Source organism: Halorubrum zhoui, from assembly GCF_051194155.1.
GTDB lineage: Archaea > Halobacteriota > Halobacteria > Halobacteriales > Haloferacaceae > Halorubrum.
The window spans coordinates 160834-173256 of record NZ_JBLZNJ010000005.1 but is presented as its reverse complement, the minus strand read 5'-3'; the positions used below and the strand labels follow the sequence as shown (position 1 = coordinate 173256).

Below are 12423 nucleotides of genomic sequence, written 5' to 3'. Positions count from 1 at the left end.
CGGCAAGTATTGCACACACCGGTGACGCCCGTCTCTGCCGGTTTCGAACCGAGCGGTCGTCTCGCGGCGAATATCACCGGATTTCGGCACAGCGGCCCGTCATCGGTACGACTGGTCGTTGCTGGTGACGCGAAGGTATTGATCCCGGATCCCGTACCGTTCGTATGACACATCGATCACCGCTGGCGTCGCGGCGGGCCGTCCTCGCGGCTGGGGGCGGCGCGGCGACGCTCGGTCTCGCCGGCTGTCTCGGCGGGGGCGGCGGACTCGACGAGGTGACCGTCGCACACATGCCGATCTACCCCGACCTCCAGTGGTACGTGATGGAACAGGAGGGGTACCTCGAAGCGATCGACGCGACGATCACGGGCCGGGAGTTCACCGACGGGCCGTCGATCGTCCAGGCGCTCGGCGGCGGCGACATCGACGTCGCGATGTTCGGCATCGTCCCGGCGATGATCGCCATCGACCGCGGCGTTCCAGCGAAGGTCACCGCCGCCAACATCCGCGAGCCGATGGGGATCATGGCCGAGTCGTCGTTCCACCCGATCTTCGAGGCCGAGGGGGCGGCGGCCTTCGAGACGTGGGCGGCCGAGCGCGGTCGTCCGTTCCGGTTCGGGACGTTCCCACAGGGGAGCGTCCCGGACGTGCTGCTCCGGTACTGGCTCACGGACGTCGGGGTCGACCCCGGGGCGACCGACGCCGTCGAGATCGTCGAGATCAACGGAGCGAGCGCCGTGTGGCAGGCGATCGCGAACGACGAGATAGACGGCACCTCGATCATGGAGCCCGTCCCGACGATAGCCGCCGAAGAGGAGTCGTCGGTGACGATGCTCCGGACGGCAGCAGACGTCCTCCCGGGACAGCCGGCTGCGGTCACGTTGATGAGCGACGCGGTGCGTGAGAGCCCGATCGCGGGTGCGTTCCTCGAGGGGCACGTACGCGCCACCGAGTTCATCGACGCGAACCCCGACGCGACCGCAGCACACGTCGAGGCAGGGATCGGGATGCCGGCCGACAGGGCTCGGAAGGCACTCGACTCGCCGCTGTCGAACTTCGTCACCGACCCGGAGACGATCACGGAGGCGACGCCGGTGTTCGCCGAGTTCGCGGCCGAAAACGGCCAGATATCGGAACCGCTCTCGAACGAGACGATCTTCGACCACGCCGTCTACGACTCGCTGTGATGGCGACGGATACCCGCGAGCGGTTCGACGGAAGCGCCGACAAGGACGTGAGCGACGGGCGGCTCCTCGGTGGCGTCGGTATCGACGACCCGCGCCGGCTGGTGCGCGGAGCCGGTGGCCTCCTCGCGTTCCTCGCGCTCTGGCACCTCGTGTCGCTCACACAGCCGGCGTACGTGCTCCCATCGCCGGCCGCTGTCGGCGTACGGTTCGTCGAGGAGGCCGCGTCTGGAACGATGCTCGACGCGCTCTCGTCGAGCGTCCGCCACTGGATCCCCGGGACCGTCGTCGGAACGGCTCTCGGCGTGGGCGCCGGAATCGCTCTCGCCTGGAGCGACCCGCTCGACGACGTGACCGCGCCACTCGTGCGAGTTCTCAGACCGGTGCCGCCGCTCGCGCTCATCGGCTTCGCGATCGCGTGGTTCGGCATCAACGACGCCGGGGCCGCGTTCATCATCGCCGTCGGCGCGTTCTGGATCAACTTCTACGCGGCGTTCGGTGCCGTCGAGGGCGTCTCCGAGGAGCTGCTCGACGTCGGTCGAACGCTCGGAGTACGCGACGACCTCGACATGATCCGGTCGATCGTGATTCCGGCGGCGCTGCCGGAGATCACGACCGGCATCCGGACCGGACTGGGCCGGTGTTGGATGCTGGTCGTCGCCGCCGAGATATTCGGCGTTCCGGGGATCGGTCGGGAGATACTCAGAGCGAGCAACAACCTCCTGGTCGACAAGGTGATCGCGTACATCCTCGTGTTGAGCCTGCTGTACCTCGTCGTCGACGTGGCGTTCCGTGCGGTCCAACGGCGGGTGTTAGTGTGGCGGGCGTGAACGACTCGACCGTGACCGACCCCGAGGAGTCGGGAGCACACGCCACCGCGGAGGTCGTCGTCGACGGCGTCGGAAAGACGTACACGGGCGACGGCACGCCGGTTCGCGCGCTAGACGACGTCTCGTTCACGGTCGACAGCGGGGAGTTCGTCTGTCTCGTCGGTCCGTCCGGCTGTGGAAAGACCACGCTGTTTCGAGTCGTCGCTGGACTCACCGAGGCGACGGACGGTGCGGTCCGTCTCGGCGGCACCCCCGTCACCGAACCGACGACCGACATGGGAGTGGTGTTTCAAGAGTATCACCTGTTCCCGTGGCTCACTGTCGAGGAGAACGTCGGATTCGGACTGGAACGCAGTGGGTACCCCGCGGCCGATCACGACCGCCGGGCCGACGAGATGCTCGCACTCGTCGGCCTCTCCGAGTTTCGCGACACCTACCCGAAGTCGCTCTCCGGAGGCATGAAACAGCGCGTCGCCATCGCGCGGGCGCTCGCGGTTGACCCCGCGCTCCTGTTGATGGACGAGCCGTTCGGTGCGGTCGACGCCCAGACCAGAGAGATGCTTCAGCGTGAGCTGTTGGACGTGTGGGCGTCGACCGGGAAAACGGTCTGTTTCGTCACCCACGACGTCGCCGAGGCCGTGACGCTCGCCGACCGCATCGTGGTGATGGCAGCAGACCCCGGCCGCGTCGAGTCGATCGTCGACGTGGACGTCGATCGGCCGCGTGAACGCGACGACCCGGCGTTCGGCGACCACGTCGCTCGTGTGCGGGAGCTGATCGGCGCGGCGCCGTAGGCGTCACTCGGGGTCGGCTGCCCGCAATCGGTCGACGTGTCGCCGCAGGACGGCGATCGTCGCGTCGGCGTCCGCGTACCCCTGATCGTACTCCTCGAAGGCCGCGTCTGCCCGGTCGAGAAACTGTGCGACTGCTGGCGACTGCTCGTCGTCGGACATCGACTGAGGGTCGTCGTCTCACGCTCGTGAATCCTGTGACCGATGCCGCGGCGGGGACGGACGCGTCGAGCCGAGCGTCGGGACACAGAATTGTACACATCCTACACAAGCCTTTTACCCGCTGGGAGCGAAGCCGAATACAATACTATGCCAGACTCGTTGGCCAAACAGCTCCGGAGCGACATGGAGTGTGAGGGACTACTGGAGTGTTTCCACGGGCTCAAACCACTCGATAAGGCGTGCTTTAGAGTGCTCGTCGAGAGCGACGAGCCACTGACCGTAGACGAGATCGCCGAGGCGGTCGACCGTGAGCGGTCGACTGCGTACCGGGCGGTACAGCGGCTGCTCCAGACCGGCTTCATCAACAAAGAGCAGATCAACTACGACCAGGGCGGATACTACCACGTGTACCAGCCCACCGACCCGGCGAAGATATCGGGAGAGATGCAGCGGATGTTGAACGACTGGTACGCGAAGATGGGCCAGCTCATCCAAGAGTTCGAAGACAAGTACCAGGACGCCGGGTCGGTCACGGCGTCGAACTGAGCACACGGGCGTCGACTACGGCGCTTGCCGGCCGACACGGCGGCGAGGACGGAGCCAGTGCGCTGTTATCCGCGGCGGAGCGCGTAAGCCGCGTAGCCGACGGCCGCGAGCAGCCCGGTGAACAGGAGGCTGCCCGCCACCGCCGGCGTCGCCGTGACGTAGTCGGCGAACGGATTGGTCACGACGACGACGCCGACGGTGAGGACGACGCCGATGAGGATCGTCACCGCGCCGAACGCTTTGAACGCCGCATCGAGACTGATGCGTGGGGATTGTGTCGAGTGGCTCATATCCACCAATAGCCGTGTCGATCGTAAATACCAGCCCCAGGATTCCCAAGAGGCTAAAACGGTGTGCGGACCCGCGACGCGTGTGCGAGCCCGAGGGAACGAACCGACGACGAGTCGACTGGGAGACGCCACGCACTTCGCCGGCGCTCGGATCCCGTCGACGACGGATAGTATTGTGCCATAGTTCCAAAACCGTTATCACGGCGGCCCGCGTACCGGAAGGTGATGACGCAAGCCAGCGAACCCGCGCCCGGCGAGCCGATCAGCCTCGAGGACCAGGCGGCCTTCGACGAACACGTGGCCGAGTACGACGTCGTCCTCGTCGACTTCTACGCCGACTGGTGTGGGCCGTGTCGGATGATGGAGCCGGCCGTCGAGTCGCTCGCGTCCGACACCGACGCCGCGGTGCTCAAAGTCGACGTCGACCGGTACCAGGAGCTCGCCGCCGAGTACGGCGTCCAAGGCATTCCGACGCTTCTCGTGTTCGACGGCGGCGAAATGGCCGATCGGATGGTCGGTGCACAGACCGAAGACGCGCTTCGAGAGGCGGTCGCGAGCCGGCTCAACTGATGGCCGTTGCGATCGACGGGGTGGTCGCGTGACGCCCCGCGAACTGCGCGCGGACGTCCCCGCACTGACCGACGAGACGGCGTACCTCAACTACGGCGCACACGGTCCGAGTCCGGAGTACGTGGTCGACGCCGCCGCGTCGTTCCTCGAGTCCCACGAGTACGGCGTCGCCGAGGCCGACCCGTACGAGCGGGCCTACGAGACGTACGAGACCGTCCGTGAGCGCGTCGCTTCGCTGCTCGGTGCGCACCCCGAAGAGGTCGCGCTCACCGAGAGCACGACCGACGGCATCGCGCGGATCGCCGCGGCGATCGACTGGGAGCCGGGCGACGTCGTCGTGCGGACCGACCTCGAACACCCGGCCGGGACGCTTCCGTGGCAGCAGCTCGAAGAGACGGTCGGCGTCAACGTCCGCGTCGTCGAGACGACCGACGGCCGGCTGGACCGCGACGCGTTCGCCGAGGCAGTCGCTGACGCCCGCCTCGTCTGTTTCAGCGCGATAACGTGGACCCACGGCACGCGGCTGCCGGTTCGCGAGCTCGTCGAGACCGCGAACGACGCCGGGGCGTTCACCCTCGTCGACGCGGTCCAGTCGCCCGGACAGATGCCCGTCGACGTTCACGAGTGGGGCGCCGACGCGGTCGCGGCTGCCGGACACAAGTGGCTGCTCGGCCCGTGGGGTGCCGGATTCCTGTACGTGAAGCGGACGGCGGCCGAGTCGCTGACGCCCGGATCGGTGGGGTACCGCGGCGTGGCGTCCACAGACGGCGACGCGATCGAGTACGCCGACGGGGCGACGCGATTCGAGGTCGGCACGACGACGCCCGCCGCGCACGTCGGCCTCCTCGAGGGGATCGACGCGATCGAGTCGATCGGCGTCGAGACCATCCAAGATCGGATCGAGACGCTCACCGACCGGTTCAAGCGCCGAGTCGGCCAGGAGCGGCTCCTCAGTCCGATGGCGTTCGGATCTGGGCTCGTCACGGTCGACGTCGCCGACCCGGCAGCGACCGTCGACCGGCTCGGCGAGCGCGGGATCGTGATCCGCGACCTTCCACACCCGGACGGCGTTCGGGTGTCGATCCACGCGATCACGACCGAGCGCGAGGTCGATGCCGCCGCGGACGCGCTCCGCGAGGAGCCGTAAGGAGGCGCCGGGAGCCGACCGCCGGCGGCGACATCGACCGATTTTTGCGCGGGCGGCACAAGACAGCCGTATGGGATTTCACACGTTCGACGCCGACCGCGCGCGCCAGCTCGAAGACGAGGCGCGGTACGCCTGGATATCTCGCGAGGAGCTGATCGACGCGGTCGACCCGACCGCCGACGCGGTCGTCGCCGACCTCGGAAGCGGGACGGGGTTCTACACGGACGATATGGCGCCGCACGCCGGGCGAGTCTACGGCGTCGACGTGCAACCCGAGATGCACGCGATATACCGCGAGAAGGGACTGCCGGAGAACGTCGAGTTGGTCGAAGGCGACGTCGGCGATCTGCCCTTCGATGTGGGCGAGCTCGACGCCGCCTACTCGACGGCGACGTTCCACGAATTTGGCGACGCAGATGCGGTCACAGAACTCGCGAGAGTGCTCACACCGGGCGGTCGACTCGTAATCTTCGATTGGTCTGGTGACGGTGACGGCGATGCCGGACCGCCGTGTGCAGAGCGGTATCGGCTCGGCGAGGCAGTCGAGATGGTGACGGACGCGGGGTTTGCCGTCCGACACGCGCGGAATCGGACGGAGACGTTCGTCGTCGTCGCTCGGGCGCCGTGAGCCGACCGGCGACGACTGCATCCGCTCGGGCGCCGTAAGCCGACCGGCGACGACTGCATCCGCTCGGGCGTAGGCCGGTCAGCGACGACCGTGATCGCTACTGGCTTCGACCACTCTTCGACGCGACCCACTCGGCGAGTTCGTCACCCGAGACGAACCCGTCCGCGCGCCGGGCGACCGGCTCGCCGTCGACGAAACAGACGAAGAGCGGAACGCTCCGAACGTCGAATCGCTCGACGAGCGGCGGGTCGTCTCGGGGATTCACGATGCCAACCGCGAGGTCGGGCGTTCGGGCGACACCGCCGAGGACCGGCTCCATGCTCGCACAGATCCCACACCCCTGGGTGTAGAACTCGACGAGTGCGAGGCGGTGGTCGGCGACGAACGCGTCGAGTGCGGACTCGTCCGCGAGTGCGATCGGGCGGTCCGGCGTGGAGGGATCGGCCGATGCAGTCGAGTCGTCCATGGCTAACGAGTCGAGTGCGACGCGACAAAAACGCTCGTCTCGGCGGTACGGCTCGTTCGGGAGGACCCCGGCGGGTCGACGAAGAGACGATCAGTCGTCGGTCGGTGCGGTCGCAGGCGTCGCGGCCGAGTCGCGGCTTCGCCACACGCCGTGCGCGTACGCCCCCACGAACATGCCGCCGATAGCGTAGAGGATCGGCCAGTTGCCGACGCCGAGGCTGGCGTACGCCGCACCGGGGCAGACACCGGAGAGTCCCCACCCGACGCCGAAGATCGCGCCGCCGACGAGGACCGTCCGGTCGAACGACTTCAGTCGTCGGCCGTACGGGCGTCCTGTCAGTGGGGCCGTCTCGCGGAACCGCGGGACGACCCAGAACGCGAGGCCGGCGACGAGCGAGCCGCCGAACATCACGAACAGCAGGCCGAAGTCTTCGAAGGTAAGAAAGTCGAGTACGACCTCCGGCCGCGCCATGTTGCTGAGTCCGAGCCCAAAGCCGAAGAGGAGCCCCCCGACCAGCACGAGCGGCAGAAATGCCGGGTGACGACTCACGGCACCACTCCGAGTGCGGCGACGACGTTCGCGGTCACAATCGCGACGACGAGGAAGGTCGCGACGCCGACGAGGGAGGTGCGCGAGACCGACCCGACACCACAGATCCCGTGTCCGGAGGTGCAGCCCTTCCCGAGCCGGGTGCCGACGCCGACGAGCACCCCGCCGACGAACAGCCGCCACGGCGACACCGCCGTCGTCCAGCCGCTTCCCGCGAGCGACCACGACTGACCCTGAAAGCCAACTGCGTACGCGGCCGCCCCGAGGACGATCCCGACCGTGAACACGACTCGCCAGTCGCGCGAGGCGCGGTACGTCGCGAAGCGGGACCGCCCCGAGACGTACGACAGCGTCGACTCGAGAAACGTGCTCGCGCCGGCGGTGATCCCCGTCCCGAGGTAGATGGCCACGACGCCGAGCCCGACGAGCACGCCGCCGAGCGCGTATCGTGCGATACCGTTCGGGAAGGCTACATCGAAGAGGCCACCCCCAAGGAGAGATGCGATCACGACCGCGCCTCCGCGGAGTCTCTCGGCCGCCAGTCGGACGTGCGTGCGGTCGTCGAATGGAGGGGCGCCAGTCGCATCGTAGTCTGTGTGTCCCTCACGGACTCAGTCGCCACTGGTGAGTGCATCGGTGCTCGCCGCACAGTTGTTCGGGCCGAGCTCGAGGGTAAACGCCTCCTCGTCGTCGGCCGCGTGTGTGCCGAGATTCGTCGCGATGATCGTCTCGTAGTTGGCCGGCTGCGGCGGCATGTTCGCGAGGATGCGCTCGACGAAGGCGTCCCGGTCGAGCGACAGCGTGTCCATGTGCGCACGCAGCTCGCCGATCGTCGCGGTGAACGTGCCATCTGGTGCCGGTTCGGCCGCCGCACTGGCGTGTGCGCCGCCGACGAGGACGTCGTCGTCGAACGTCAACACGCGGTCCTGTAGGGAGTCGTACAGCGTGCGCGCGGCCGCCGGTGCACCCGCGTCTCCCGACTCGAGGTCGGGGCGAGCGACGCTCTCGACGAACAGGCCGTCGCCGGTCGCGAGGAACGACCCACCGAGCAGGTACGAGGTCATCCCAGTGGTGTGGCCGGGCGTCGCTACTGCCTCGATCGTCGCATCACCGACGCCGAAGGTGTCGCCGTCAGCGGCCAGCGTCACCGCGTCGGCGTACGTCACGCCGCGGTCGGCCGCTCGCTGTGGGAGGACCGCCTCCACGCCGACGGCGGCGAGTTCGCGCAGTCCCGAGACGTGGTCGGCGTGAATGTGTGTGTCGAAGGCGTATCGAAGCTCGACGCCGTGATCGGCCGCGTCGGCGAGGTACCGGTCGGTGAACGCCCGAAGCGGGTCGACGACCGCCGCCTCGTCGTCCGCGACGAGCAGGTACGCGAGACACCCGCTGGAGGGACGGTGGTACTGTGTGAGGGTACCTGGTCCGTCGTAGTCGGTCACCTCGCGGGCCTCGTACAGCCGGGACCACCCGGTCATTCCCTCGGCCATGTGGTCGACGTCGTACCCGCGAGCAGCGAGTTCGCCGGCGACGAACTCGCTCGCGAGTCCCTTGGCACAGACGACCGTGACGCGTTCGTCGGCCGGAATCCGGTCGAGCACCGCCTCCTCGACCGTGTCGCCGGTGAACCGGTCGTACGGCACGTGGATCGACTCGACGACGTCGCCCTCGATGTGCCACCGCTGGTACGCCTCCGGCATGCGGACGTCGAGGAGGACGACCCGGTCGGTCTCGTCGAGACGCCGCTTGACCGTCTCTGGGTCGACCGGCGGGACCTCGACCGCCGGCTCGGGGAACTGCATCTCGTTTCCACCCATATATTCCGCGGTACCGGAGCGACCATCTTAACGGTTCTCATGGGAATGTTTCGAAAGTGCGAGAATCGGTTCCAGCCTGTGAAAGACACGGGGACGACGCGGATGATACACCCGATGTGACGATCACTCGGCGTCCGTCGATCGGACGTCGCTAGCGTCCCGGCTCTCGGACCGAACGAGAGGCGAGTCGGCCGCACTCGACCCCGGAATCCCGCACACACCAGCCTCCTCGCCCGCCCGCTCGATGCCCGGCGAGAGCGAGTCGATCGTCCAGTTGGCCGTGTGGCCAGTCGCTCGTTCGTGGTCGGCGAGCGCGACGCGGGCGGCCGAGAGCCGGCTGAACGTCGTCTCGAACGAACAATTCGTACAGGTCACAGTGATATGCGTGTCCGACATCGATCCGACTGGCGTGTTCGAGGGCCGATCAACTCGACTTCTTCGAGCCCGGGTCGGTCTGCCACCCGCCGTTGACGACGAGGACCCAGATCGCGACGCCGGCGAGCACGAACACACCGGTCAGATACGGCACGATCGGGAGGTCGATGCCGATGAATCCGACGACGGTGCGGAGTTCGTATACGATTACTCCGAACACCGCGAGGCCAACGAGGAGGCCACCGCGGCTGACGTCGAGGTTCACGGCGCCACCCCAGAGAGCGTGTCGGCGACGTGTGCGCCGAGGACGGTCAGCGAGTCGACGAGCATCCAGCCTGCTGTCGTCGCCGTCTCGGCGAGCGCGTGGACCGTTCCGTCGAGCCAGACCGGGTAGGTGCCGACGCCTGGCCCGAGGAGGCCGCCGTCGCTGATTATCGCCGCGAGCGGCAGCGCGTACGCGAGTACGACGAGGACGAGCGCGATGCTCACCCACACCCGAAGGTTATCGAGCACCTGCGGCGCGTCGGTCGGTCCCGAGAGCGCGGGGCGGATCGACTCGGCGATGCCAGAGACCTTCGGGTTCCCCATGGTGAGCACGATATTTCCGAGGAACAACACCGTCGAGAGGAACAACAGCGTCCCGCCGATCGCGATCTGGAGGTTGAGCTCCTCGAAGCCGCCGAACGCGGCTGGGTAGTCGAAGCCCGAGTACTCCGGCTCTGCGGTTCGGCGCGGGACGCCGAGCATCCCCTGTGCGTGCATCGCGTTCGACATCAGCGCCATCCCGATGAACCAGAGCACGACCTGGAAGAGCCCGATCTGGAGGCTGTAGATCGGCTTGTTCGTGATCTGCGGCCAGAGCCAGTAGGTGGCAGCCATGAACGTGAGCCCGACTGCGGTCCCCACGGTGAGGTGGAAGTGGCCCGGGACCCACAGAGTGTTGTGGATCATGTAGTTGATGTTCATCCCGGCGTTCACCATCCCCGAGAACCCGCCGGCGGCGAACATCAATCCGGCGAGCATCATGCCGGTGAAGGCGGGGTCACGCCACGGCAGCGCGCGAAGCCAGCCGAACAGGCCGGTGCCGCCGCGGCGGCGGGCACCGTACTCGACGCTCGCGACGACCGTGAACGCCGTGAGCAGGCTCGGCAGGAGCAGAAACATCGTGTTGGTCATCGAGATGAACTTGAACCCCTCCGCGATGCCGGGATCGAGGTACTGGTGGTGGATGCCGACCGGCGTCGACAACAAGACGAAGAGCACGAAGACGACGCGCGCGAGCGGGTCGCTGAACAGCCGGCCGCCGGCAATCGACGGGAGCACCGTGTACCAGAGGAGGTACGCGGGCATCAACCAGAAGTAGACGACGGGGTGACCGAAGAACCAGAACAGCGTCCGGGTGAGGGTGGGGTTCACCGACGGGATCAGCCCGAGCGACCACGGGAGCAAGAACAACAGGATCGACGCCGCGATAGCCGTCGTGGCGATGTACCACATGATCATCGTGGTCAACACCATGAACGTCTGCAGCGGGATCCGCTCGCCGCGGTTGTCGCGCTTCCACGCGAGGTACGTGCGGAACCAGTCCGCGCCGGCGAGCCACGTGCCGACGACGAAGACGGTGAGCCCGGCGTAGTAGAGCGGGTGCGCCTGCAGCGGCGCGTAGAACGTGTAGAGTACGTCAGCGCTCACCGGAATCGCGTTGGTGAACCCGGCGAGGATAGAAAAGCCGGCCATCGTCATGCCGGCGGCCATGAGTCCGTACCAGGTCCACGTGATCTTGATGTTCACGAGCGGCCGGTCGAGACTCCGGGTCACCGCCCAGGTGAACAGTCCGACGAGGAAGAAGATGGTGAAGCTGAGCACCATGAACACGCCGTGGGCGGTGAGGACGGTGTAGTAGTCGGTCGAGGCGATGAATCCGCGGAAGATGCCGGTTCGGTGGAGCGTTTGGACGATCCCGAAGACGGCACCCAAAAAGAGCGCGAAGAACGACCCGAGGAACGCTGCACGGACGACCTTCGCCTCGTTTGGGAACTTGTCGGCGAACGTCTGTTCGGCACGCAACGCCTCACTCACGCGTTCTCACCTCGGTTCTCGAACTCCGACTGGGAGACGACGTGCAGTTTCCCCTCCATCGTGTGGTGAGCGGCTCCACAGTACTCGTTACAGACGACGCCGTACTCGCCCGGCTCGTCGACTTCGAACGAGATCTGTGCGACCTCTCCGGGGACGACCATCGTGTTGGCGTTCGTTCCAACGACCTCGAAGCCGTGGACGACGTCACGGGAGGTGACGTACAGTGTCACCCGGCTGTCTTCGGGGACGACGATCGGACTCGGATCGAACGCGAACTGGTAGGCGACGACGTACGCCTCGTAGTGGTTCTCACCGACCTGCTCGACGCGCGGCTCCGAGAACCGCTCGTCTTCGTCCAGCCCACCCGCGTCGATCTGGTTCTCGCTGTCGGTGACCATCGCGACCCCTGGGCCAACGGCACCGTAGGTGACGGAGCCGATGAGCAGCAAGATAAGCGCAATCGCGGCCGCGAGCCAGAGCTTCTCGTAGGCGTGAATGTGCATCGCGTGTCACCCCACCACGACCAGGTCCCGGCCGAGGAACTCGATGTAGTAGATGTACACCCACGCGAGCACGAGGATGGCGAAGTATACCGCGATGAGCGCGAGCGTGCCGACGGGATCGAACTCCTCGTCGTCGACCGCCTCATCGACAGGCGCCTGTGTCGTCTCCGTTCGACTCATACGGGAGGTTACAGGGATACCGATATATAATACCTATCCGTTCTAAGAACCTGAAAATCCGGTGGTGATATATGCTCGCAGGAAACTACGATAACGGTATGAACTTCTCACTGCAGCGGGCCGTGCTCTTGGTGCTCGGCGGGCTGATCCCAGCGGTGGCGTTCGTCCTCACGCGGGCCGAGTACGTCGCGTTGATAACCCTGGTGAACGTGTTGCTCATCTGGGTGAGCCTGCGTCTCGCTACCGGCGGGAGCATCGGTCCGGCGACGCCGAGCACGCCGGAGGCGACCGAGCCGCAGGACACGTGAG

19 protein-coding genes are annotated in these 12423 nt (G+C 67.0%); 8 read left to right on the top strand and 11 right to left on the bottom strand.

Annotated elements, in window-relative coordinates; all coding sequences use genetic code 11:
• The first annotated feature begins 164 nt into the window (after window positions 1-164).
• The 3 genes from ACNTAO_RS09625 to ACNTAO_RS09615 are packed head-to-tail and all read left to right on the top strand — an operon-like array spanning window position 165 to window position 2808.
• Window positions 165-1187 (top strand): ABC transporter substrate-binding protein, encoded by a 1023-nt coding sequence (locus ACNTAO_RS09625; RefSeq protein WP_435161783.1) that lies wholly within the window; start codon window positions 165-167, stop codon window positions 1185-1187.
• Window positions 1187-2014, top strand: coding sequence for an ABC transporter permease (locus ACNTAO_RS09620; protein WP_435161782.1), 828 nt, complete (start codon window positions 1187-1189; stop codon window positions 2012-2014). Before ACNTAO_RS09625 ends, ACNTAO_RS09620 begins: the two co-directional genes overlap by 1 nt.
• Window positions 2002-2808: an ABC transporter ATP-binding protein gene (locus tag ACNTAO_RS09615; RefSeq protein WP_435161781.1), complete on the top strand. Its 807-nt coding sequence runs from the start codon at window positions 2002-2004 to the stop codon at window positions 2806-2808. Before ACNTAO_RS09620 ends, ACNTAO_RS09615 begins: the two co-directional genes overlap by 13 nt.
• Window positions 2809-2811: 3 nt before the next feature.
• Here the strand turns inward: ACNTAO_RS09615 and ACNTAO_RS09610 are convergent, their stop codons facing one another.
• On the bottom strand, window positions 2812-2967 hold the full coding sequence (locus ACNTAO_RS09610) for a hypothetical protein (protein WP_435161780.1): 156 nt from the start codon (window positions 2965-2967) through the stop codon (window positions 2812-2814).
• 147 nt (window positions 2968-3114) lie between these two features.
• On the opposite strand from ACNTAO_RS09610, the gene ACNTAO_RS09605 reads away from it, so the two are divergent.
• Window positions 3115-3513 carry a helix-turn-helix domain-containing protein gene (locus ACNTAO_RS09605; protein WP_435161779.1) on the top strand — a complete coding sequence of 133 codons (399 nt, stop codon included), beginning with the start codon at window positions 3115-3117 and terminating at the stop codon, window positions 3511-3513.
• A gap of 65 nt (window positions 3514-3578) precedes the next feature.
• Here the strand turns inward: ACNTAO_RS09605 and ACNTAO_RS09600 are convergent, their stop codons facing one another.
• Window positions 3579-3803 carry a hypothetical protein gene (locus ACNTAO_RS09600; protein WP_435161778.1) on the bottom strand — a complete coding sequence of 75 codons (225 nt, stop codon included), beginning with the start codon at window positions 3801-3803 and terminating at the stop codon, window positions 3579-3581.
• A 225-nt stretch (window positions 3804-4028) separates the two neighbouring features.
• On the opposite strand from ACNTAO_RS09600, the gene trxA reads away from it, so the two are divergent.
• From trxA to ACNTAO_RS09585, 3 genes are all read left to right on the top strand, one after another.
• Window positions 4029-4373, top strand: a complete 345-nt coding sequence (trxA, locus tag ACNTAO_RS09595; protein WP_435161777.1) for a thioredoxin — start codon at window positions 4029-4031, stop codon at window positions 4371-4373.
• Between the two features lie 28 nt (window positions 4374-4401).
• Window positions 4402-5520, top strand: coding sequence for an aminotransferase class V-fold PLP-dependent enzyme (locus ACNTAO_RS09590; protein ID WP_435161776.1), 1119 nt, complete (start codon window positions 4402-4404; stop codon window positions 5518-5520).
• Between the two features lie 70 nt (window positions 5521-5590).
• On the top strand, window positions 5591-6148 hold the full coding sequence (locus ACNTAO_RS09585; RefSeq protein WP_435161775.1) for a class I SAM-dependent methyltransferase: 558 nt from the start codon (window positions 5591-5593) through the stop codon (window positions 6146-6148).
• 97 nt (window positions 6149-6245) lie between these two features.
• Here ACNTAO_RS09585 and ACNTAO_RS09580 read toward each other — a convergent pair whose 3' ends face one another.
• From ACNTAO_RS09580 to ACNTAO_RS09540, 9 genes are all read right to left on the bottom strand, one after another.
• The gene (locus tag ACNTAO_RS09580; RefSeq protein WP_435161774.1) at window positions 6246-6614 is read right to left on the bottom strand and encodes a thioredoxin family protein; all 369 of its coding nucleotides are present in this window, start codon (window positions 6612-6614) and stop codon (window positions 6246-6248) included.
• 90 nt (window positions 6615-6704) lie between these two features.
• Window positions 6705-7163 (bottom strand): YeeE/YedE family protein, encoded by a 459-nt coding sequence (locus ACNTAO_RS09575; RefSeq protein WP_435161773.1) that lies wholly within the window; start codon window positions 7161-7163, stop codon window positions 6705-6707.
• Window positions 7160-7672: a YeeE/YedE family protein gene (locus ACNTAO_RS09570; protein ID WP_435161772.1), complete on the bottom strand. Its 513-nt coding sequence runs from the start codon at window positions 7670-7672 to the stop codon at window positions 7160-7162. The genes ACNTAO_RS09575 and ACNTAO_RS09570 overlap by 4 nt, the downstream gene beginning before the upstream one ends.
• Window positions 7673-7774: 102 nt before the next feature.
• Entirely contained in the window at window positions 7775-8977 is a 1203-nt protein-coding gene (locus tag ACNTAO_RS09565; RefSeq protein WP_435161771.1) for an MBL fold metallo-hydrolase, read from the bottom strand.
• A gap of 123 nt (window positions 8978-9100) precedes the next feature.
• Window positions 9101-9373: a DUF7542 family protein gene (locus tag ACNTAO_RS09560; RefSeq protein WP_435161770.1), complete on the bottom strand. Its 273-nt coding sequence runs from the start codon at window positions 9371-9373 to the stop codon at window positions 9101-9103.
• A 28-nt stretch (window positions 9374-9401) separates the two neighbouring features.
• On the bottom strand, window positions 9402-9617 hold the full coding sequence (locus ACNTAO_RS09555) for a CbaC protein (RefSeq protein WP_435161769.1): 216 nt from the start codon (window positions 9615-9617) through the stop codon (window positions 9402-9404).
• Complete coding sequence (locus ACNTAO_RS09550) at window positions 9614-11431, bottom strand: b(o/a)3-type cytochrome-c oxidase subunit 1 (protein ID WP_435161768.1); 1818 nt, start codon at window positions 11429-11431, stop codon at window positions 9614-9616. The genes ACNTAO_RS09555 and ACNTAO_RS09550 overlap by 4 nt, the downstream gene beginning before the upstream one ends.
• On the bottom strand, window positions 11428-11934 hold the full coding sequence (locus ACNTAO_RS09545; protein ID WP_435161767.1) for a cytochrome c oxidase subunit II: 507 nt from the start codon (window positions 11932-11934) through the stop codon (window positions 11428-11430). Before ACNTAO_RS09545 ends, ACNTAO_RS09550 begins: the two co-directional genes overlap by 4 nt.
• Before the next feature lie 6 nt (window positions 11935-11940).
• A complete protein-coding gene (locus tag ACNTAO_RS09540; RefSeq protein ID WP_435161765.1) occupies window positions 11941-12114 on the bottom strand; it encodes a hypothetical protein in 174 nt (57 codons plus the stop codon).
• Window positions 12115-12212: 98 nt separating this feature from the next.
• Between ACNTAO_RS09540 and ACNTAO_RS09535 the strand changes: the two genes are divergently transcribed.
• Window positions 12213-12422 (top strand): DUF8131 family protein, encoded by a 210-nt coding sequence (locus ACNTAO_RS09535; RefSeq protein ID WP_435161764.1) that lies wholly within the window; start codon window positions 12213-12215, stop codon window positions 12420-12422.
• Window position 12423: the final 1 nt, after the last annotated feature.

Coding starts and splice junctions, on each gene's coding strand:
- ACNTAO_RS09545 (WP_435161767.1), bottom strand. CDS start 11,934: ATGCACATTCACGCCTACGAGAAGCTCTGGCTCGCGGCCGCGATTGCG.
- ACNTAO_RS09535 (WP_435161764.1), top strand. CDS start 12,213: ATGAACTTCTCACTGCAGCGGGCCGTGCTCTTGGTGCTCGGCGGGCTG.
- trxA (WP_435161777.1), top strand. CDS start 4,029: ATGACGCAAGCCAGCGAACCCGCGCCCGGCGAGCCGATCAGCCTCGAG.
- ACNTAO_RS09620 (WP_435161782.1), top strand. CDS start 1,187: ATGGCGACGGATACCCGCGAGCGGTTCGACGGAAGCGCCGACAAGGAC.
- ACNTAO_RS09560 (WP_435161770.1), bottom strand. CDS start 9,373: ATGTCGGACACGCATATCACTGTGACCTGTACGAATTGTTCGTTCGAG.
- ACNTAO_RS09565 (WP_435161771.1), bottom strand. CDS start 8,977: ATGGGTGGAAACGAGATGCAGTTCCCCGAGCCGGCGGTCGAGGTCCCG.
- ACNTAO_RS09625 (WP_435161783.1), top strand. CDS start 165: ATGACACATCGATCACCGCTGGCGTCGCGGCGGGCCGTCCTCGCGGCT.
- ACNTAO_RS09540 (WP_435161765.1), bottom strand. CDS start 12,114: ATGAGTCGAACGGAGACGACACAGGCGCCTGTCGATGAGGCGGTCGAC.
- ACNTAO_RS09580 (WP_435161774.1), bottom strand. CDS start 6,614: ATGGACGACTCGACTGCATCGGCCGATCCCTCCACGCCGGACCGCCCG.
- ACNTAO_RS09600 (WP_435161778.1), bottom strand. CDS start 3,803: ATGAGCCACTCGACACAATCCCCACGCATCAGTCTCGATGCGGCGTTC.
- ACNTAO_RS09610 (WP_435161780.1), bottom strand. CDS start 2,967: ATGTCCGACGACGAGCAGTCGCCAGCAGTCGCACAGTTTCTCGACCGG.
- ACNTAO_RS09585 (WP_435161775.1), top strand. CDS start 5,591: ATGGGATTTCACACGTTCGACGCCGACCGCGCGCGCCAGCTCGAAGAC.
- ACNTAO_RS09605 (WP_435161779.1), top strand. CDS start 3,115: ATGCCAGACTCGTTGGCCAAACAGCTCCGGAGCGACATGGAGTGTGAG.